This is a genomic window from Mycolicibacterium fluoranthenivorans (assembly GCF_011758805.1).
Lineage (GTDB): Bacteria > Actinomycetota > Actinomycetes > Mycobacteriales > Mycobacteriaceae > Mycobacterium > Mycobacterium fluoranthenivorans.
Genome location: NZ_JAANOW010000002.1, coordinates 948,149 through 968,423, shown reverse-complemented (window position 1 = coordinate 968,423; position 20,275 = coordinate 948,149). Strand labels below are relative to the sequence as shown.

Genomic DNA, 20,275 nt, shown 5'->3' with positions numbered 1-20,275 from the left:
GCAGTCAGCATTGACTGGTAATGGACTTAGGTCAGCACCCCCCGGGCCAGCTTCTGCCACAGCGCGAGGTGCACATCCGCATCGGCGTCGCGGTCGTCGATCGCATAGGTGAGCGCCACCCCGCGCATGCTGGTGAACAGCAGCTCGCGGAGGTCGGCGAACCCTGCATGACTGCTGTGCACCGGGCCGAACATCGTCGCGATGACGTGCTCGATCGCGCGCCCCAGTCGCCGCTCGGATGCGGCCAGCTCCGCCCGCAGTGTGGGGTCTGTGCGCGCGGCCAGCCAGAGTTCCATCGCCGCCCAGAAATAGGGTTGCTGAAATGTCCGCCACAACAACACGACTGCGTAGTCGATCCGCTGCGGACTCGCGACCGAGTGCTCGGGCGCGGCGTCGAACCACCGTTCCATCTCGGAGATGCGCTCGACGGCCAGATGCTGCGCGGCGGCAACCAGTAGCTCCTCGCGGGATGGGAAATAGTGCAACAACCGCCCCCGGGAGACACCCGCAAGCCGCTGGATCACCACGGTCGTCGCTCCGCCGTATCCGTACTCGACCAACGCCCGCACGGCCGCATCGAGGATGACGGCCCGGCTGTCGGCACGCCGCACGACATGAGGCCTGCGTTCCGCACGGGGCACTTCATCCATGGCAGCAGCCTACTCATTGCGGTCATGCTTGACTGTGAGATGCCGAGAGATCGGATCGCCGGCCGACTGGTTGCTGCGCGTTCCCCACCGACGCCCGAGTTCGCCACGCCGGGCGCCTGACCTGGCGTTCCAGCGAGAGCGCGGTCATGGGTCAGTAGCTCGGCTACACTTTGACTGAATCGTTAGCTGGATCGGATATTGAGGGGCACGTCGTGCAGAAGTCGAAGCGCCGCTACGCTGCGGCGACGCTGGCCGCCTTCACCCCGTTGGCCGCTGTTTCCGTGATCACTGCCGCGCCCAGTTCTGCCGCGTGCGGCGAGGGCAAGATCGATTTCAACGGCAACTGCGTCGCCGAGACCTGCAACAAGGGTTCCGTGCGCACCGACAGCGGCCTCTGCAGTAGCGCCCTCTCCGAGGCGCTGCGCAAGGCGCAGCCGCCCGCCATCTCGAAGGTGACCCCCGAGCAGTGGGCCAACTCCTACGCCACCCTGGACTCGGTCCGCCGGTTGCCGGGAACGCTCAACGACGTCAACAGCGTCGTGAACGCGGCGATCGACATCCCCACCAGCATCTCCGGTGGGTTGAACGATGTCGCCAGCACGTTCTACATTCTGAATCAGATCGGTGGCGGCGGAAGCCTCCTGAAAACACCTTTCTCGGCGGCCGCCAACGTGGCCCAGGCGGTGCCGTCGGTGGGTGTGCCCAAGGTTGGTCTTCCGAAGCTCAGCATGCCCAAGCTCTTCCAGAACTGCCTGCCCGTCAAGCTCGTGTTCTTCCGCCCCTGCATCTAGATCGACCAGACGAAGACGGGCGGTGCCGGGTTCGTAGCCCGGCACCGCCAGTCTTCTGTCAGGTGATCAGGAATTGCCGGTCAGCTTGTCCTTGACCGCCTCGACGCCGTCCCTGACCTTGTCGGCCGCGTCGGCGATGTGGTCCTTCACCGCTGCGACGGCCTGGTCGACCTGGCCTTCGGCCTGAAGATCGGAATTGTCGGTAGCCGAACCGACGGCTTCCTTGGCCTGTCCCTTCAGGTCCTGGGCCTTGTTCTTCGCGCTGTCGGCGATTCCCATGTCGGGTGTTTCCTTTCGTTGTGGGCAGCGCATCAAAGGTGTTCTGCCCGTTTTTATTTCGACCCGACGCAGACCCCTCGTACCATCTGCGCCGGACGTCTGTGTCAGGTCAGGGCGGACCGCATCTCGCGCGCGGATACCCGTTTGACCAGGAGTTGAAACTCCACATCGTCACCAGCGGCGCGCCGCACCTCCGCCCCGCACCTGCGTGCCAGACGGCACGGTGATGTCCGGCGACGGGAAGCAGCCCGGGTGTTACACGCCGCCATCGGCGAGGACTCCGCCGAGATCACCGCCAGCTGGGGGGGATGACGTGGGGGTGGTGGAACGCCGGTAGCGGCGATGCTGGCCCGCGGTTGTGCCACCACGCTCACGGCTTACAGGGAGCCGATCGAACCACCGACGTCGTTCGCCCGCGCAGCCACTTATCGAGAGCAACGACGCCGCTTGCCGCAACCGCGATGCCGAAGATGCGCAACCACGCGCCGAAGCCGATCGGCGCCGTACTGAAGACCGTATTCATCACCGGCAGGTAGGTGATGGCCAGCTGTGCGACGGCCTGGGCGGTGACACCGAGAATAATCCAGCGGTTTGAGAAGACACCGATGCGCCAGGCTGAGTGGGTCAACGACCGGCAGCTGAACAGATAGAACGCCTCGACGGCAACGAAAAGGTTAAGTGCTGCCGTTCTGGCCTCTGGGAGACTGGCACCGTTGCTGAATTCCCATTCGAATAACCACCACGCGCAGGCGACGAGCAGCGCCGACACCAGCAGAATCCGCGTGACGAGCGCGCGCGTGAGTAGCGGCTCGTCGGGGTTGCGCGGCGGACGAGTCATGATGCCCGGTTCCTTGGGCTCGAACGCGAGCATCAAGCCCAGTGCGATGGCGGTGGTCATGTTGATCCACAGAATCTGGGTGGGCAGGATCGGCAGCGTAGCGCCAAACGCGATGGCCGCCAGAATGACCAGTCCCTCACCGATATTCGTGGGCAAGGTCCAGGTGATGAACTTGGTGAGGTTGTCGAATACCCCGCGGCCCTCTTCGACCGCGGCTTCGATGGTGGCGAAGTCATCGTCGGTCAGCACCATGTCAGCGGCATCCTTGGCGACCTCGGTGCCGCCCTTTCCCATCGCGACGCCAATGTTGGCCTGCCGCAACGCCGGCGCATCGTTGACACCGTCACCGGTCATCGCCACCACGTGTCCCCTGGCCTGCAGTGCCTCCACGAGCCGCAGCTTCTGCTCGGGCGACACCCTGGCGAACACGCTCGCCCCGTCCACGGCGTCGGGATAGTCCTCGGACTTCAGCGCGGCGAGGTCAGCACCGGTGAGAACCGCGCCCGGCATGGGTTCGCCTCCTGCGAACAATCCCACCTTGGTGGCGATCGAGGCGGCGGTCCCTGCGTGGTCGCCGGTGATCATCTTGACCGCGATGCCCGCGGTCTGGCAGGCGGCCACCGCAGACGTCGCCGCTGCGCGGGGCGGATCGAGCATCGCCTGCAAGCCGGTCAGAGTCAGCGAACCTCCAAGCGCACCCTCCTGAAAGTCTTCAGGGTCGATCGCGGAGCGCACCCCGGTAGCCAGCACCCGCAGCCCCCGCGCGGACAGCATCTCGGCCGTCCGCATCACTTCGGCGCGGTCCAGCCGCTGTGGCGTACCGTCGGCGCCCATCTGGGTGCTGCACAGCTCGAGCATCCGCTCCACCGAGCCCTTGACCAGCACGACCTGGTCGCTGCCACCGTCGCGATGCAACGTGGCCATGAATTGGCGTTCGGAGCTGAACGGAATCGCCGCCAGCCGGGGCAGTTTCGCAGCGAGCCGGTCCCGGTCGAGGCCGGCCTTGGCGACGGCCACGAGCATCGCACCCTCGGTGGGATCACCAACGATGTCCCAGCGTCGGCCGTCGTGGGTGAGTGCGGCGTCGTTGCAGAATGCACCAGCCAGCAGCGACCATCGCAGCGCCGCGTTGGCATCTACCGTCACCGGCGCACCATCGCGGTCCCGTAATACACCGTCGGGGGCGTAACCGGTTCCGGTCACCTCAGCGAGGCCGTCGGGGGTCCAGATCACCTGCACCGTCATTTGGTTTTCGGTCAGCGTTCCGGTCTTGTCCGCGCAAATCACCGTGGTACTTCCCAGCGTCTCCACCGCAGGAAGTCGTCGAATGACCGCTCGGCGCTTGGCCATTCGAGCCACACCGATGGCCAGCGTGATCGTGACGGCGGCGGGCAGGCCTTCGGGGATCGCCCCGACCGCCAGCGCGATCGCGGCGGTGAAGGTTTCGACGGCATCCTGGCGGCGCAGCAGCCCGACACCGAAGGTGACCGCAGCCAGGCCAAGGATGGCGATTGTCAGGACCTTGCTGAACCGCGCGAGCTTTGCGGTCAGCGGCGTCGCGAGAACTTCGGCAGCACCCACGAGGCGATGAATTTCACCGAGCTCGGTTTCGGCGCCTGTCGCGACGACGACGCCGGCGCCGTTACCCGCCGTCACCAAGGCGCTCGAATAGGCCATATTGCGGCGATCGGCCACCGGCGTCGCCGCTGGCAGTACTACCTCGTCTTTGCGCACCGGCGCTGATTCCCCGGTGAGCGCCGACTCGTTCACCCTTAGCTCGGTCTCGCGCACCACCCGCAGATCGGCCGGAACCTTGTCGCCGGCCTCCAGCAGCACCAGATCACCCGGCACCAGGTCTTCAGACGGCACGGTGTGCTCATGGCCATCGCGCATCACTTTGGCCTGGGTCTGCACCATGGAGCGTAGGCTCTCCAGCGCGGCCTCGGCCTTGGATTCCTGGATGAAACCCACGATCGCGTTGATCACCACCACGCTGAAGATCACCGCGGAGTCGACGAATTCCTGCAGACCGGCGGTGATGACCCCGGCGACGAGCAGAACATAAATCAGTGGGTGATGAAACTGGCGCAGTATCCGTAACAGCAAGCCTGTACCTACGGTCGGCGGCAACATGTTCGGCCCGAAACGCTCGAGCCGCTCGGCCGCCTCAGCGTTGGACAGGCCGCCGTGTGGATCGGTCTGCAACAGCAGCACCACTTCATGCGCCGGCAAACCATGATGAGCCGTCGTCGGCGATACCGATACCGGCAACAACCTCACCTCCGCGAACGGCACCAACCAATCCCTTGGTTTCCACATTGGTCCAGACAAGCCGGTGTCGACTAGAGCCGTAAGTCACCCGCCGCAGAACGGGTGCGCTCACCGCGATCACTATTCGTGCGGCATACCCGCGGCCAGTCCGCTCTGCGGCCAGCCCGGCGGGGAATCCTCCCAGGGTTCCTGCCGGCCGAACGGGGTGAGATCCAGGAACGGATACCCGACCGCGGTGTGGTCCAGCCCGCGGGCGTACGTCGAATACGTGTGGAACACCGCGTCACCGCGGCGCAGGAAGACGCTCGCCCCGGGCCAGTCGCCGCGCAGGTCACGGTCGGTCCAGCCGTCGGCGCGCAGTTCGTCGAGCGATTTGTAGTTGTACTGCACCACAGCACGTTTCGGGTCGAGCGTGACGCCGAGGTCGTAGGTGAAATCTCCGTCGCGCGAGGAGTACCACGGGAACGTCCACCCGTGGGCATCGCGGTAGCGGGCGATGCTGGCGTACGGTGCCCGCGACACACAGACGAACGTCACCCCTTTCGCGGTCAGCAGAGCCCGGTCCGATTCGGTGAAGGTCAGGTCGGCAGCGGCGGTGCAGCTGGGGCAGCCCTGGTCGATATCGTCGAGCCACATGAAGTGATGGATGTAGAGCTGCTGACGTCCCTCGAACAAGTCAAGGAGCCGGACCTCGCCGTGCGGGCCGTCGAAGCGGTACTCCTTGTCGACCAACACCATCGGCAGCCTGCGCCGCTCGGCGTTCACCGCATCACGCAGGTGGGTGGCCTCGCGTTCGCGTGCCAGCAGCTTCTTTCGCGCCGCGAGCCACTGCTCGCGGGACACCACGTCGGGATAGACGGTGCTCAATGACATCGGTTCGACCTCCTGTGAGTCGTGTCCCAGTACCGACCCGCCCGGACACCGAAACTCATCACGGCAGGCCACACACGGTTTAGGTTGTTCGCATGATTGAGTGGCTGGCCGATCCCCCACTGTTCGGCGGTCCCGGCCAGGGCACCCGCCAGATCGTCGAGTTGTTCGCCGCATTCGGCTTGACCGCGCTGATCGGCTTGGAACGCGAGATCCAGGGCAAGGCTGCCGGGTTGCGCACCCAGACCATCGTCGGCACCGCCGCGGCGTTGATCATGCTGATCAGTAAGTACGGCTTCACCGATGTGCTGGTCGCCGGGACCGTGATGGTCGACCCGTCCCGGGTCGCGGCCCAGATCGTCTCGGGCATCGGCTTTCTCGGCGCCGGCATCATCATCACCCGGCGCGGGGCGGTGCACGGTCTGACCACGGCCGCGGCGGTCTGGGAGTCCGCCGCCATCGGTATGGCCGCGGGTGCGGGGCTGTTACTGCTGGCTGTCACGGTGACCGCCATCCACTTCCTGATCATCGTCGGGTTCATGCCGCTGGCGCGCCGGCTGGCCGCCCGACTGGCAGGGACGGTCCGCATGCACATCACCTACGAGGAGGATCGCGGGGTGATGACGCAACTGCTGGCGGCCTGCGACCGGCGCCAGTGGCAGCTCACGGAGCTGGCCGCCGACCCCGGCGGGAAGCCGCTGGATGCACCCGCCCACCTGGCCGGCGCGATGCTGACGCTGGCCGGCAACGGTGTCACCCAGGCACCGCTGCTGTTGGCCGGAATTCCCGGGGTGACGTCAATCCGTCAGCTCGACGAAGATCCCGACTGAACACCCGCTCGGGTGGCCCGGTATGACGCCACCGCGGTGAGGGCCGCCAGCACGGCGAACACTCCGAACATCCACCGTGCCGCCGCGGCGTCATTGTTCTGGTTGGCGTTGACGATGACACCGGCCAGCCCCGCGCCGAAGGCCCCGCAGATCAGCTGAACCGTGTTGATCGCCGCGGCCGCCGTTGCTCCTTCGGCCGCGTCGTCCACCGAGCCCATCGCCCACGCCGACAGATGCGGCCAGGCCATCCCGATCCCCGTGCCGGTGACGATCAGCGCTGCCGCCCAACCGATCGTGACCGCGGCGGACGCGTCGGCTCGCACACTCAGCGCGACGGATCCGAGGCCGATCGCCATCACCAGCGGCGCGACGGCCACGATGCGGGTCACCGCCTGTCTGCGCTCCACGGACGCGCTGGCGATCTCCCCCGTCGTCCATCCGACGGCCAGGGTGACCCCGAGGAACCCCGCCACCAACGGTTCGAGGTGAGCCAGCCGCTGCCCGAACAACGGCACGTACATGTCGACCATGGTCGCCGCCATCAACAGCCCCAGGGTCAGGTAGATCCATTTCAGCGGCCCGGGCCGGAATGCCGTGGGCGGCAACACCGACGCTCGTGCCGTCCCCGCTCGGGCGAGCCGTCTGTCCACCACGAGGAACGCCGCGACCAGACCCAGCCCCGCGACCAGCAGGACCGACGTGAGCACCGGATCACGCGGGATACCGGCCACGCTGATCGCCAGGGCGGCCGTGCCGAGCAGCAGCAGCGACCAGACCGGGATCCGGAGTGCACCCGCCCCGGCCGGCTTGTCCGCCGGGGCGCGACCGGGCAGCGCCAGGGGCACCAGCACGGCCATCGCCGCGGTCAGGATCACCAGGACGCCGAATGCCCAACGCCACGAACCGAACTGGGCGAACAGTCCACCGCCGGCCGGTCCGAGCAGCGTACCCACACCCCACATCGCCGACACGAGCGCCGACGCACGCACCCACAACGACTGCGGCAGAGCCGCATTGATGACGGCGTAGCCCAGGCCGGCCAGCAGGCCACCTGCCGCGCCCTGCACGGTGCGGCCCACCAGCAGCAGTTCCATGGTCGGCGCGGTGGCGCACAACAAGCTGCCGGTGCCGAAAACAGCCAGCCCGGACAGATACGACCAGCGGGGCCCAAGCCGGCTGAGCACCGCACCGACAGTCGTCGCGGCCACGACCGAGGCCACCAGATAGACCGTCGTCACCCACGCATAGAACCGGTGCCCGCCGATCTCGGCGACGGCGCTCGGCAGCAGGCTAATGGTGAGGAATTCGTTGGTCGCATACAGTGCGACACCGCCGGCCAGAACCGTCGACGCACCAAGGTTTTTCGGGCCGAGGAGCTCTCGCCAGCTGCCTGCGGTCACGGATTCGGCGTGTGTCTCGGTCACCGGGAAGACGCTAGATGCTCAACCACGGTTGAGGTCAAGGGAGGCTCATTTCAGCCCGGCCGCGTCCATCCCGCGCAACTCCTTCTTCAGATCCTGAATCTCGTCGCGGATGCGCGCGGCCAACTCGAACTGCAGATCCCGAGCCGCCGTCATCATCTGCTCGGTGAGGTCCTTGATCAGGTCGGCCAGCTCGGCCCGCGGCATATTCGCGGTGTCGCGGCCCTCGATAATGCCGGCGCTGACGGCGCGTCCGGGTTCGCCCTGCGCGCGGCGCCCACGGGAGGCATTCCGGCCCGATCCGCCAACCTGCACCGACTCAGTGTCATCGGCTTCGCGGTACACCTGGTCGAGGATGTCGGCGATCTTCTTGCGCAGCGGCTGAGGATCGATCCCGTGCGCCTCGTTGTAGGCGATCTGCTTGGCCCGGCGCCGCTCGGTCTCCTCGATCGCCTGCTTCATCGAGTCGGTGATCTTGTCGGCGTACATGTGCACCTCGCCGGACACGTTGCGCGCCGCCCGGCCGATGGTCTGGATGAGGCTGCGCGGGGACCGCAGGAACCCTTCCTTGTCGGCGTCGAGGATGGCCACCAGCGACACCTCCGGCAGGTCCAGACCCTCGCGAAGCAGGTTGATACCCACCAGCACGTCGTACTCGCCGAGCCGCAGCTGTCGCAGCAGTTCGACCCGCCGCAGCGTGTCCACCTCGGAGTGCAGGTACCGCACCCGGATACCCATCTCCAGCAGATAGTCGGTGAGATCCTCGGCCATCTTCTTGGTCAGCGTGGTGACAAGCACCCGCTCATCGCGTTCGGTGCGCAGCCGGATCTCGCCGATCAGATCGTCGATCTGGCCCTTGGTGGGCTTGACGTGCACCTGCGGATCGACCAGCCCGGTGGGGCGGATGACCTGCTCGACGAACTCGCCACCGGCCTGCGCCATCTCGTAGTTGCCCGGCGTCGCCGACAGGTAGACCGTCTGGCCGATGCGTTCGGCGAACTCCTCCCACGTCAGCGGGCGGTTGTCGACGGCCGAGGGCAGCCGGAACCCGAAGTCCACCAGATTGCGCTTACGCGACATATCGCCCTCGTACATGCCGCCGATCTGCGGCACCGTGACGTGCGATTCGTCGATGACCAGCAGGAAGTCCTCCGGGAAATAGTCGATCAGCGTGGCCGGCGCCGTTCCCGCGCCGCGGCCGTCGATGTGGCGGGAGTAGTTCTCGATGCCGGAACAGAACCCGACCTGCTTCATCATCTCCAGGTCGTAGTTGGTGCGCATGCGCAGCCGCTGGGCCTCCAGCAGCTTGCCCTGGCCCTCCAGTTCGGCCAGCCGGTCCTCGAGTTCGGCCTCGATGCTGGAGATCGCGGTGGCCATCCGATCCGGGCCCGCCACGTAGTGGGTGGCCGGGAAGATACGCACCGAGTCGACCTGGCGCACCACATCACCGGTCAGCGGGTGCAGGTAGTACAGCGCTTCGACCTCGTCGCCGAAGAACTCGATGCGGATCGCGAGTTCCTCGTAAGCCGGGATGATCTCGACGGTGTCACCGCGGACCCGGAAGGAGCCGCGGGTGAACGCGATGTCGTTGCGGTCGTACTGCACGTCCACCAGCAGCCGCAGCAGGCCGTCGCGGGGCACGTCGTCGCCGACCTTGAGCTCCACCGAGCGGTCCAGATAGGACTGCGGGGTACCCAGGCCGTAGATGCAGGATACCGAGGCGACCACGACGACGTCGCGGCGCGAGAGCAGGCTCGACGTCGCCGAGTGCCGCAGCCGCTCGACATCGTCGTTGATCGAGCTGTCCTTCTCGATGTAGGTGTCCGTCTGCGCGATATACGCTTCGGGCTGGTAGTAGTCGTAGTACGACACGAAGTACTCGACAGCGTTGTGCGGCAACATCTCCCGCAGTTCATTGGCCAGCTGCGCGGCCAGGGTCTTGTTCGGCGCCATCACCAGGGTGGGCCGCTGCAGCCGTTCGATGAGCCACGCCGTGGTCGCCGATTTACCGGTACCGGTGGCGCCGAGCAGCACGACGTCACGCTCCCCTGCCCTGACTCTGCGCTCCAGGTCGTCGATGGCAGCCGGCTGGTCACCGGCCGGCTGGTACTCGCTGACCACCTCGAACGCACCGCCGGCGCGCACGATGCCATCCACGGCGTCGGCGGCAGGCCGGTACTCCGAATGCGCCAGTACGGGATGTTCGGTAGCGAAAGCCATGGTCACCAGGTTAAGCGCGAACACCGACAACTTCATTCCCCACCTGAGCCGCGCTGGGTTACCGTGACGCGGTGCAGGCCATCCACCCGCCCAAACGCGAGATCTTCGACCTCCACGCCCGCACCAACACCGATCCCAAGGGAATCGTCCGGGCGGTGGACGTCTACACGGTGCAGCCGTGGGGTCTGTACATGGCCCGGCCCACGCCCGGCCGGGCCCAATTCCACTATCTGGAGTCCTGGCTGCTGCCGGCCCTCGGGCTACGGGCGACGATCTTCCATTTCAACCCGGGCTTCGAGCGCGACCAGGACTTCTACCTCGATGTCGGCCGGTACACCGCCGGCCCGGATGTCTGGGAGGCCGAGGACCACTACCTGGATGTCGTGGTGCGCACCGGCAAGGACGCCGCCGTGGCGGATATCGACGAGTTGGTGGCCGCCGTGGCGCACGGACTGCTGGACGCGCACGCCGCCGAGCAGGCCATCCGGACCGCGCTGACGGCGGTGGACGCACTGGCCCGCCACGATTACGACCTGGAGCGCTGGCTGACCGGTCGGGATATGCCGCTGACCTGGCGGGCGTAATGTCTGGCGTTATGAGTGTTACCAGGCGCGCAGGACTGGCGGCGGCCCTCTCGGCCGCATTGCTGTGTGCAGGGCAGCTGATACCGGCCGTCGCGGCCGCCGACCCGGAGCCTGCACCCCCGTCCCCGACCCCCACCCAGGCGACGGACCCGGCCGCGGCCCCCGGGCTACTGCACAACATCACCTACAAGGCCAGGGCCGACGGCACGTCGCGCGGTGCGACCGTGGCCTACAAGGCCGACGACCACAACATCAACAGTGAGCAGCCGACGCTGCTGCCCGGGCAGACGTTCGAGATCAACACCGTGATGTCGGATCCGAAGTTGGCCGGGATGGAGCTGACCATCCAGTGGCCGTACGGATCCAATCTGCACTGCGAGATCCTGGTCGACGACCAGACCGTCGTGCAGGCCGATCAGTTCATCGCGCCGCGGGTGTTCCGCGTCAAAGACGATCCGCTGTACGGCACGCTGCAGTGCGGTGCGCCGCTGGACGTCCCGGCCGCCGGTCAGCTCCCGGCGCCGGCACCCACGACGGTCCCGGCTCCGCCCGAATAGTCCCGGGTCAGGACCGCCAGCCGGTGCTGTCGGCCCACAGCCGGGCCCGCCGGTAGTTGTCCAGGAACCACGGCTCTTTGGCGTGTGCGTAGTCGGCGGTGGCCTGCGCGGCACGCTTGGCCGCCAGGTAGTCGGCCCGCACCCCGGGGTTGGCCTTCAGCCAGTCCACGAACAGCAGCGCGAACTGCTGGTTGGGACGGCCCTGCACCCGGATGTGCACATTGGTGGGTCGACCGGGGTCCGCGGAGGCGTGAAACCGCTTGTGCCACAACGCCGTATCATCGGAGTGCGCGGTGTCCGCGGTGACCGACGCGACCTGCGGATAACCGGCGGCCAGCAGCGGTTCGATCAGTTCGTCGGCCACTTCGGGCGCGGCGATGGTGATCTGGATGTCGATCACGTCCTTGCCGTCCATCCCCGGTACCGCGGTGGAGCCGATGTGATCGATCCGCACCGCCCGGTGTCCACACGCCGTGCGCAGTCGGGCCGTGATCCGCTGCGCCTGCTCCGGCCACGTGGGGTCATAGGGCACGACGACATTGTCGCGGGATGCGGGTGAGCCGGCCGTCAGGTTGTGCGCGAACGGCAGGATGCGCTCATACCAAAGCCCCCTTGCCTTTTCGATCAACTCGCCCGACGACCCGGAGTTGTCCAGCCACACGTCGGCGACGGCCCGGCGCTGCTCCTCGGTGGCCTGGGCGGCGATCCTGGCCCGTTCGTCGGCCTCGGTGAAACCGCGGTACTCGATGAGCCGTGCGACGCGGAGTTCGGCGTCGGCGTTCACCACGATCACCAGCGGGAACATCGGCGCCATCTGGGACTCCACCAACAGCGGGATGTCCTCGACGATCACGGCGTCCTCAGAGGCGGCGGCGATCAGTTCGGAGCGGCGGTGCGCCACCAGCGGATGCACGATGCCATTCAGGGTTTGGCGCTTCTCGTCGTCGCTGAACGCCACCGCCGCCAGGGCGGGCCGGTTCAGCGCGCCGTCGGGTTGCAGAATGTCCTCGCCGAACGCCTCGACCAGCCGCGCCAGTCCGTCGGTGCCCGGTTCGACGACCTCCCGGGCGATGACGTCGCCGTCCACGACGATCCCGCCGAGTTCACTGAATGTCGAGGACACCGTCGACTTGCCGGCACCGATTCCCCCGGTCAATCCAATCCTTAGCACCGCCCCAGTCTGGCAGGGTGCGATCGGGGCTCAGCCGCCGACGCCGGTCAACTCCACCGTCGGATGTGCCACCTGCGTCTGCGCCACCGTCGTACCGTCGGACAGGTCGATCGCCACCAGACGCTGGGCTGCCGGGTCACTGACGAAGGCGACACCGTCCTGGATGTGCAGATTGGGCATGGGCGACTGCCACTCGTCGGGCTCAGTCCAGGCGTCGATGGCGGCGATGTGCGCGGTGCGCTGGGCCGTCACCGGATCGAAGACGTGCAGGTGCCCGTCGGTGCCCAGGATGACCGCCTCCCCCTTGGGTCCGCGGTCCAGGGACCGGAAGCTGTAGCTGGCGTCGACGGGCACCACCCGCAGGGCCCCGGTCGCGGTGTCGGTGAGGGTGAACCGGCGGGGCCGCTCCAATTCGGCGTCCGGGTCGGTCTTGTAGTCGCCGAGCACCACCGGTGACACGTCGCTGCCGGCCTGGTTGCCGATGCGGCCATAGGGGTCGGGGCTGGCCACCTTGCGGATAGCGTTGCCCCGCACGATGAGGATGCCGTCCTGGCAGCCGAAGGTCAGCGTCCCACCGGCGGCGGCCGCCTCACCGTGTAGCCCCGGGCAGGTCTCATTGGTGGCGACGGGGACGCCGGTGCCGTCGAGAATGACGGCGCCGGAACGGGTTTCACTGTCTCCGACGCTGACCACGGTGGTGCCGTCGGCGCGTGCCACGGCGACACCGTGATGCGGCGCGGTCACAGTGGCGCTGCGCGCGGCGGTGTCCCCCTTGAGCAGTTTCGCCGGGTCCACCACGTCGACGGCTCCGGTGCCGTCGCTGAATAGCGTGAGCATGCCGTCATGTGCGACCACATGCCCGGGCTCGGCACCGCCGAAGCGGATATCCGTCAGCGTGGGAGGTGCCGTGTAGTGATGCCCGTGGTCGCCGTGGCGGGCGGTCCAGGTGCCCATGTCCAGAACGGCGAAACCGTCGGACTGCGAGACCAGGACGTGGCGACCGTTGGCGGCGGAGTTCAGCCGGACGAAACCGTCGACCGGGATATCGGCGACCTGCTGCAGCGATTCGGCGTCCAGCACGAGCAGGCCGCCGTCATAGCTCAACGCCAGACGCGGTGTGGGTGAGGCTTGTTCGGTCGGCTTGACCGCCATGGCTGTGGTGGTCGCCGCCTCGCTGGATACGGCTTCGGTGCCGGACTCGCCGCAGCCGGCGGTGAGCACGGACAGGGACAGCACGGTAAGAACTCGCTTCGTCATCGACACGCCGGCGAGTCAAACAGTTGTTGAAAATGATTGTCAAGAAGCGATACGTGCATGTGCCGCAACGAAAAACTCCCCGGCTCGTGGTGAGCCGGGGAGTTCTTCTCAGACGATCTGTTACGCGTTGCCCGCGAGCTTCTCACGAAGCGCGGCGAGCTGAGCGTCGCTGGCCAGCGAGCCACCGGTGGATTCCTCCGAGCGCGACGAGCTGCTCGAGGTGGACGGACGTGCCGCCTCCTCAGCCTCGGCGGCCGCGAACTTCTCCATCTGCGCGGTGTGCATCTTGTGCCGGCGCTCGGCCTCGGCGTACCGGGCTTCCCACTCGGTGCGCTGCTTGTCGAAGCCGTCGAGCCACTCGTTGGTGTCGGCGTCGAAGCCCTCGGGGAAGATGTAGTTCCCCTGCTCGTCGTAGCTGTCGGCCATACCGTACTTCGAGGGGTCGAACTCCTCGGTGTAGTCCTCGTTGGCCTGCTTGAGGCTCAGCGAGATCCGGCGACGCTCCAGGTCGATGTCGATGACCTTGACCATCGCGTCGTCGCCGACCTGGACCACCTGGTCCGGGACCTCGACGTGGCGCTCGGACAGCTCCGAGATGTGCACCAGACCCTCGATGCCCTCTTCGACGCGGACGAACGCACCGAACGGCACCAGCTTGGTGACCTTGCCCGGCACGATCTGGCCGATGGCGTGCGTACGGGCGAAGTGGCGCCACGGATCTTCCTGAGTCGCCTTGAGCGACAGCGAAACCCGCTCGCGATCCATGTCGACGTCGAGGACCTCGACGGTGACCTCGTCGCCCACGGTGACGACCTCGGACGGGTGATCGATGTGCTTCCAGGACAGCTCGGAGACGTGCACCAGGCCGTCGACGCCGCCGAGATCGACGAACGCGCCGAAGTTGACGATCGAGGACACGACACCCTTACGGATGGCGCCCTTGGTGAGCTGGTTGAGGAACTCGCTGCGCACCTCGGACTGGGTCTGCTCCAGCCAGGCGCGGCGGCTCAGCACCACGTTGTTGCGGTTCTTGTCCAGCTCGATGATCTTGGCCTCGATCTCCTTGCCGATGTACGGCTGCAGATCGCGGACACGACGCATCTCGACCAGGGAGGCGGGCAGGAAGCCACGCAGGCCGATGTCGAGGATCAGGCCGCCCTTGACGACCTCGATGACGGTGCCCTTGACGGCCTCGTCCTTCTCCTTGAGCTCCTCGATGGTGCCCCAAGCGCGCTCGTACTGAGCCCGCTTCTTGGACAGGATCAGGCGGCCTTCCTTGTCCTCCTTGGTGAGAACGAGGGCTTCGACCTCATCACCCACGGAAACGACCTCATTGGGGTCGACGTCGTGCTTGATGGAAAGTTCGCGAGAAGGAATGACACCTTCGGTCTTGTAGCCGATGTCGAGCAGAACCTCATCGCGGTCCACCTTGACGATGGTCCCTTCGACGATGTCGCCATCGTTGAAGTACTTGATGGTCTTGTCGATCGCGGCGAGAAAGTCCTCGGCCGAGCCAATGTCGTTGATGGCTACTTGCGGCGAGGTGATGGAGGGACTTGGCATGTGGTGGGTTGCTCCGGACAGGTTTACTAGAAGGGACAGAACGATTGATTTTTGCGTACCCGCCGCATCCGCCGAACCCACAGGACACACAGGTACGTTCAAAGGGTACTCGACCGGGTGCACGCAGGCCAAACCCGGTTAACCTGCTGTCGTGCATCCCGCCGCGCAGCCGCCGCATCCACACATCCCGCCGTGGCCCCGCCGGGTCCGCAAAGTCGGTGCGCCGCTGGCCGTGCTGATCGGCCTGGGTGCGGTGACCGGGCTGTTGATCATCCTGCTCACGCTGACCAATCCGGTCGGCGCCGCGATCGGATTCGTGCTGTCCACGGTGGCCATCGCCGTCGTGGTGCTGAGTTACCTGTGGCTGGACCGCTGGGAACCGGAGCCACCGCGACTGCTGCACCTGGCCTTCATCTGGGGCGCGTCGCTGGCGATCGTGGTGTCGCTGATCGTCGAGCTGTGGTTCGACTCGGCATTCGCCCCCGTCGCGGGCCTGCCGGAGGGCTTCGAATCCACCGCGATCCGTGCGCCGCTCATCGAAGAGGCGGCCAAAGGCCTGTTCCTGCTGGTCATGATGACCGGGCGGCGCCGCAACGAGCTGAACTCGCTGACGGACTGCCTGGTGTACGCCGGGCTGGTGGGCGCGGGTTTCGCGTGGCTGGAAGACATCCTCTACATCGCCAACGGCGAATCGGTGTCGGGATCGCTGCTGACCGCCGCGCTACGCCTGGTGATGGCCCCGTTCGCGCATTCGCTGTTCACCACGTTCACCGGTATCGGCGTGTACTTCGCCCTCACACAGCGCACCGCGATCGCCAAAGCGGCGTGCATCGGCCTCGGTTACGTCGCCGCCGTCCTCATGCACATGTTGTGGAACGGCTCGTCGCTGCTGGGTATCGGGACGTACTTCGCGGTGTACGCGCTGTGGATGGTGCCGATCTTCACGCTGGCGATCGCGCTGGGCGTGTACAGCCGCAAGCGGGAACAGCGGATCGTCGCCGAGAAGTTGCCCGGGATGGTGTCCGCAGGGCTGATCACCGCGAACGAGGCGAGCTGGCTGGGCTCGATCCGTACCCGCAAGCAGGCGATCGCCGAAGTCAGCAGGCACAGCGGCAAGCGGGACGGCAAGGCGGTGCGGGACTTCGCGGCCCAGGTGGTCGAGCTGGCCTTCGTCCGGGATCGGATCGACCGCGGGTTCGGCGACGCCAGGGTGCAGGCGCTGCTCCACGAGGAGGCCTACTGGGTGCACGCCGCCCGGGCTTCCGCGCCGGCACTGGGTTGGCTGACGCACTACCGGGTGCACTGACCGCGCGGCGCTAATGCGCTGCGGCATCCCAACTACGCCCATACCCCACCGACACCTCCAGCGGCACGTCGAGCGGGTAGGCATTCCCCATGTGCTCGCGCACCAGCGCTTCGAGGGTGTCGCGCTCCCCCTCGGCCACCTCGAACAGCAACTCGTCGTGCACCTGCAGCAGCATCCGGGAGCGCAGGCCGGCGGATTTGATCGCCTCGTCGACGTTGATCATCGCCACCTTGATGATGTCGGCGGCGCTGCCCTGGATCGGGGCGTTGAGCGCGGCCCGTTCGGCGGCCTCGCGGACGTTGCGGTTGCTGCTGTCCAGTTCGGGCAGATACCGGCGGCGGCCGAGAACCGTTGAGGTGTAACCGTCTTTACGGGCCTGGTCGACGACGTCGCGCAGGTAGTCCCGGATCCCGCCGAAGCGGTCGAAGTACTGCTCCATCTGATTCTTGGCCTCTTCGGTGCTGATCTTCAGCTGGGCCGACAAGCCGTAGGCACTCAGCCCGTAGGCCAAGCCGTAGGACATCGCCTTCACCCGGCGCCGCAGCTCGGGGTTGACCTCGCCGATCGGCACGTCGAACGCTCGGGACGCCACGAACGAGTGCAGATCCTCGCCGGTGTTGAACGCCTCGATGAGGCCCTCGTCGCGGGACAGGTGCGCCATGATGCGCATCTCGATCTGGCTGTAGTCGGCGGTCATCAGCTCGGCATAGCCTGCGCCCACGACGAAACCGTCGCGGATGCGCCGGCCCGCCTCGGTGCGGATCGGGATGTTCTGCAGGTTGGGTTCGGTTGAGGAGAGCCGGCCCGTCGCCGCGATGGTCTGGTTGAACGTGGTGTGAATCCGGCCGTCCGCGGCCGTCGCTGCCAGCAGGCCGTCGACGGTGACCTTCAGCCGGGTGGCGTCCCGGTGAGCCAACAGGTGCTGCAGGAAAGGGTGACCGGTCTTGTCGAAGAGCGTCTGCAGCGCGTCGGCGTCGGTGGTGTAGCCGGTCTTGGTCTTCTTGGTCTTCGGCATCTCCAGCTCGTCGAACAGGACAACCTGCAGCTGTTTGGGAGACCCGAGATTGATCTGCTTGCCGATGACGCCGTACGCGGCCTCGGCGGCGTTGCGGATCTGGTCGCCGAACTCACTCTGCAGCTCCTGCAGATGGGCGGTGTCGACGGCGATGCCGGTGGACTCCAACTCCGCCAGCACCCGCTGCACCGGCAGTTCCATCCGGTCCAGCAGCGACGACGAGTCGATGCGGGCCAGCTCCTCATCGAGGGCGTCGGCGAGGTCCATCACCGCGCCCGCCCGCAGCAGCACGGCCTGGACCGCCTGTTCGTCGACACCGTCATTGTCGTCGAGCAGCGAAAGTTGCTGCTGTCCAGTGTCTTCCGCGCGCAGCTCGCGCTTCAAGTAACGCAACGACAGATCATCGAGTGAGAAGCTGCGCTGGCCGGGCCGCACCAGATAGGCCGCCAGCGCGGTGTCGGAGGTGACGCCGGCGAGTTTCCAGCCGCGCCCCGCCAGGTCGTGCATGGCCAGTTTGGCCTCGTGTAGCGCCTTGGGCGGGCCGGGGTCGGCGAGCCACGAAGCCAGGGCAGCCTCGTCGTCGGGGTGCAGGGTGGTGGTGTCGATATAGCGCCCGTCGCCGTCGTTGGCCACGATGGCCAGCGCCGTCGCGTCCGAGTCGAAGGCTTTATGCGTACCGACCACCGCCAGGCCGAACCGATCGCCGAGACTGTGCTCGGACAACCAGGCCGCGAGCTCACCCGGCACCAGCGCACCCCCGCGGACATCGAAGCCCTGATCGACCTCGGGATCGGCCGAGGCGAGGGTGTCGAACAACCGGTCGCGCAGTACCCGGAATTCCAGGTCGTCGAACAGGCGGTGGATGTGGTCGCGGTCCCACGGCAGCATCCGCAAGGTGTCGGGCGTGTGCGGCAGCGGCACATTTTTGACCAGTTCGGTCAGTTCACGGTTGAGGATGACGTGGGACAGATTGGCCCGCAACGCATCACCGACTTTGCCCTTGACCTGGTCGACATTGTCGACCAGCGTCTGCAGGGAGCCGTGCTCGACGATCCATTTGGTGGCGGTCTTCTCGCCCACCCCGGGGATGCCGGGCAGGTTATCGCTCGGGTCGCCGCGCAACGCGGCGAAGTCGGGGTACTGGGCGGGCGTGAGCCCGTACTTGGCCTGGACGGCGTCCGGAGTGAAGCGGGTCAGCTCGCTGACACCCTTGACGGGGTAGAGCACCGTGACGTCCTCGCTGACCAACTGCAGCGAGTCCCGGTCCCCGGTGACCACCAGCACCCGGTAGCCGGCATCCTGGGCCTGGGTAGCCAGGGTGGCGATGATGTCGTCGGCCTCGAAGCCGTCCTCGGCCAGCACGGTGATACCGAGCGCGTTCAGCACCTCTTTGGTGATGTCGATCTGCCCCCGGAACTCGTCGGGGGTGGCCGAGCGCCCCTCCTTGTACTCCGGGTACTTCTCCTTACGGAAGGTCTGCCGCGACACATCGAACGCGGCGGCCACGTGGCTGGGCTGCTCATCGCGCAGCAGGTTGATCAGCATGGCGGTGAACCCGTACACGGCGTTGGTGGTGAGCCCGCCCTGGGTCTTGAAGTTCTCGGCAGGCAGCGCATAGAACGCCCGGAACGCCAGTGAGTTGCCATCCAGCAGCATCAGGGTGGGTTTGGTGTCCGTCGCGGTTGAGCTCACGGCGTTCACTCTATTCACCGCCACCGACGTCCAGCTGCTCCCGGGCCATCTGCACGAGGGCCCGGGCCGCCGGGCTGACCGGACCCTCGGCCCGCCACGTCAACACCAGGCGGCCGCGCAGCTGCGGCACGATCGCGATGGCGTGCACATCGTCGCGGGCCCGGGCCACCGAGTGGGGCACGATCGCCACACCCAGGCCGCGGGCGGCCAGATCCGCCAGCGCCTCGGGGGTGGCCGCCTCGAATGCCACCCGCGGGCTCACTCCCGCCGCCACGCAGGCGTGGTCGAACTGGCGCCGGATACCGGCACCCCTCGGCAGCGAGATCAGGGGTCGGTCCGCCAGTGCCGCCAAGCCGACCTCGCGGCGCCGCGCCCACGGGTCGTCGGTGCTCACCAGGGCGACGACGGCTTCCTCGGTGGTGGGCAGGACCGCCAGCCCCTCGGGTGTCTCGTCGGCGCCGACCGAGGCGATCGCCACATCGAGCCGACCGGTGCGCACACCGTCGATCACCGCATCCGACGTGTCGGTGGACAGCAGGATCTCCACACCGGGATGGGCCCGGTGATAGCCGGCGAGCAGTCGCGGCATGTCGACATTGTGCGAGGTGACGGTGCCGATCGTGACGACGCCGCGAACAAGCTGGGTCAGCTCGTCCACGGCGGTGCGCGCCTCGCGGACCGCACGCAGGGCGGCGCGGGCGAAGGGCAGCACCGCGTCCCCCGCCGCGGTCGGTCGGACCTCCCGGCGGGACCGATCCAGCAGTGTCTGCCCGAGCTCGCGTTCCAGCCGGGCGATCTGGACGCTGACGGCCGGCTGCGCGACCAGCATCCGCTGCGCCGCCCTGGTGAAGTTGGCCTCCTCGACGACCGCGATGAAATACTCCAGCTGCCGAAGTTCCATAAGCAATGATTATAGTTTCTGTAGCGAGATGGTATTGGACGAATAGCAGCAGGTCCGCG

General features: G+C 67.0%; 16 protein-coding genes. 5 read left to right on the top strand and 11 right to left on the bottom strand.

Going from position 1 to position 20,275, the window contains the following annotated elements; all coding sequences use genetic code 11:
* Window positions 1-26 precede the first annotated feature (26 nt).
* The gene (locus FHU31_RS22605) at window positions 27-650 is read right to left on the bottom strand and encodes a TetR/AcrR family transcriptional regulator (protein WP_167162630.1); all 624 of its coding nucleotides are present in this window, start codon (window positions 648-650) and stop codon (window positions 27-29) included.
* Between the two features lie 212 nt (window positions 651-862).
* On the opposite strand from FHU31_RS22605, the gene FHU31_RS22600 reads away from it, so the two are divergent.
* The gene (locus tag FHU31_RS22600; protein ID WP_167162628.1) at window positions 863-1,441 is read left to right on the top strand and encodes a hypothetical protein; all 579 of its coding nucleotides are present in this window, start codon (window positions 863-865) and stop codon (window positions 1,439-1,441) included.
* A gap of 66 nt (window positions 1,442-1,507) precedes the next feature.
* Here the strand turns inward: FHU31_RS22600 and FHU31_RS22595 are convergent, their stop codons facing one another.
* The 3 genes from FHU31_RS22595 to FHU31_RS22585 all read right to left on the bottom strand — a co-directional run bounded on the left by FHU31_RS22595 (window position 1,508) and on the right by FHU31_RS22585 (window position 5,702).
* Complete coding sequence (locus FHU31_RS22595) at window positions 1,508-1,720, bottom strand: CsbD family protein (protein ID WP_167162626.1); 213 nt, start codon at window positions 1,718-1,720, stop codon at window positions 1,508-1,510.
* 370 nt (window positions 1,721-2,090) lie between these two features.
* Window positions 2,091-4,829, bottom strand: a complete 2,739-nt coding sequence (locus FHU31_RS22590) for a cation-transporting P-type ATPase (RefSeq protein ID WP_167162994.1) — start codon at window positions 4,827-4,829, stop codon at window positions 2,091-2,093.
* 120 nt (window positions 4,830-4,949) lie between these two features.
* Window positions 4,950-5,702 (bottom strand): DUF899 domain-containing protein, encoded by a 753-nt coding sequence (locus tag FHU31_RS22585; RefSeq protein WP_167162624.1) that lies wholly within the window; start codon window positions 5,700-5,702, stop codon window positions 4,950-4,952.
* Window positions 5,703-5,794: 92 nt separating this feature from the next.
* Here FHU31_RS22585 and FHU31_RS22580 point away from each other — a divergent pair, with 92 nt between their 5' ends.
* Window positions 5,795-6,529 carry an MgtC/SapB family protein gene (locus FHU31_RS22580; protein ID WP_167162622.1) on the top strand — a complete coding sequence of 245 codons (735 nt, stop codon included), beginning with the start codon at window positions 5,795-5,797 and terminating at the stop codon, window positions 6,527-6,529.
* On the opposite strand, the gene FHU31_RS22575 is transcribed toward FHU31_RS22580, so the two are convergent.
* Window positions 6,505-7,953 carry an MFS transporter gene (locus FHU31_RS22575; protein WP_167162620.1) on the bottom strand — a complete coding sequence of 483 codons (1,449 nt, stop codon included), beginning with the start codon at window positions 7,951-7,953 and terminating at the stop codon, window positions 6,505-6,507. The genes FHU31_RS22580 and FHU31_RS22575 overlap by 25 nt on opposite strands.
* Window positions 7,954-7,998: 45 nt before the next feature.
* A complete protein-coding gene (gene uvrB, locus FHU31_RS22570) occupies window positions 7,999-10,170 on the bottom strand; it encodes an excinuclease ABC subunit UvrB (protein ID WP_090364208.1) in 2,172 nt (723 codons plus the stop codon).
* Between the two features lie 80 nt (window positions 10,171-10,250).
* Between uvrB and FHU31_RS22565 the strand changes: the two genes are divergently transcribed.
* Window positions 10,251-10,754 carry a ribonuclease FAU-1 family protein gene (locus tag FHU31_RS22565; RefSeq protein WP_263988122.1) on the top strand — a complete coding sequence of 168 codons (504 nt, stop codon included), beginning with the start codon at window positions 10,251-10,253 and terminating at the stop codon, window positions 10,752-10,754.
* Between the two features lie 11 nt (window positions 10,755-10,765).
* Window positions 10,766-11,311, top strand: a complete 546-nt coding sequence (locus tag FHU31_RS22560) for a hypothetical protein (protein ID WP_167162619.1) — start codon at window positions 10,766-10,768, stop codon at window positions 11,309-11,311.
* Window positions 11,312-11,318: 7 nt separating this feature from the next.
* On the opposite strand, the gene coaE is transcribed toward FHU31_RS22560, so the two are convergent.
* From coaE to rpsA, 3 genes are all read right to left on the bottom strand, one after another.
* A complete protein-coding gene (gene coaE, locus FHU31_RS22555) occupies window positions 11,319-12,482 on the bottom strand; it encodes a dephospho-CoA kinase (protein WP_167162617.1) in 1,164 nt (387 codons plus the stop codon).
* A 30-nt stretch (window positions 12,483-12,512) separates the two neighbouring features.
* Window positions 12,513-13,739 (bottom strand): zinc metallochaperone AztD, encoded by a 1,227-nt coding sequence (gene aztD, locus FHU31_RS22550; protein WP_208411312.1) that lies wholly within the window; start codon window positions 13,737-13,739, stop codon window positions 12,513-12,515.
* A gap of 120 nt (window positions 13,740-13,859) precedes the next feature.
* On the bottom strand, window positions 13,860-15,302 hold the full coding sequence (rpsA, locus tag FHU31_RS22545) for a 30S ribosomal protein S1 (protein WP_090364112.1): 1,443 nt from the start codon (window positions 15,300-15,302) through the stop codon (window positions 13,860-13,862).
* Between the two features lie 151 nt (window positions 15,303-15,453).
* On the opposite strand from rpsA, the gene FHU31_RS22540 reads away from it, so the two are divergent.
* Complete coding sequence (locus tag FHU31_RS22540; RefSeq protein WP_167162612.1) at window positions 15,454-16,608, top strand: PrsW family intramembrane metalloprotease; 1,155 nt, start codon at window positions 15,454-15,456, stop codon at window positions 16,606-16,608.
* Between the two features lie 10 nt (window positions 16,609-16,618).
* Here the strand turns inward: FHU31_RS22540 and polA are convergent, their stop codons facing one another.
* Both polA and FHU31_RS22530 read right to left on the bottom strand, forming a co-directional pair.
* Window positions 16,619-19,279, bottom strand: coding sequence for a DNA polymerase I (gene polA / locus FHU31_RS22535; protein ID WP_208411310.1), 2,661 nt, complete (start codon window positions 19,277-19,279; stop codon window positions 16,619-16,621).
* Window positions 19,280-19,325: 46 nt separating this feature from the next.
* Window positions 19,326-20,216 carry a LysR family transcriptional regulator gene (locus FHU31_RS22530; protein WP_167162608.1) on the bottom strand — a complete coding sequence of 297 codons (891 nt, stop codon included), beginning with the start codon at window positions 20,214-20,216 and terminating at the stop codon, window positions 19,326-19,328.
* Between the last annotated feature and the right edge of the window lie 59 nt (window positions 20,217-20,275).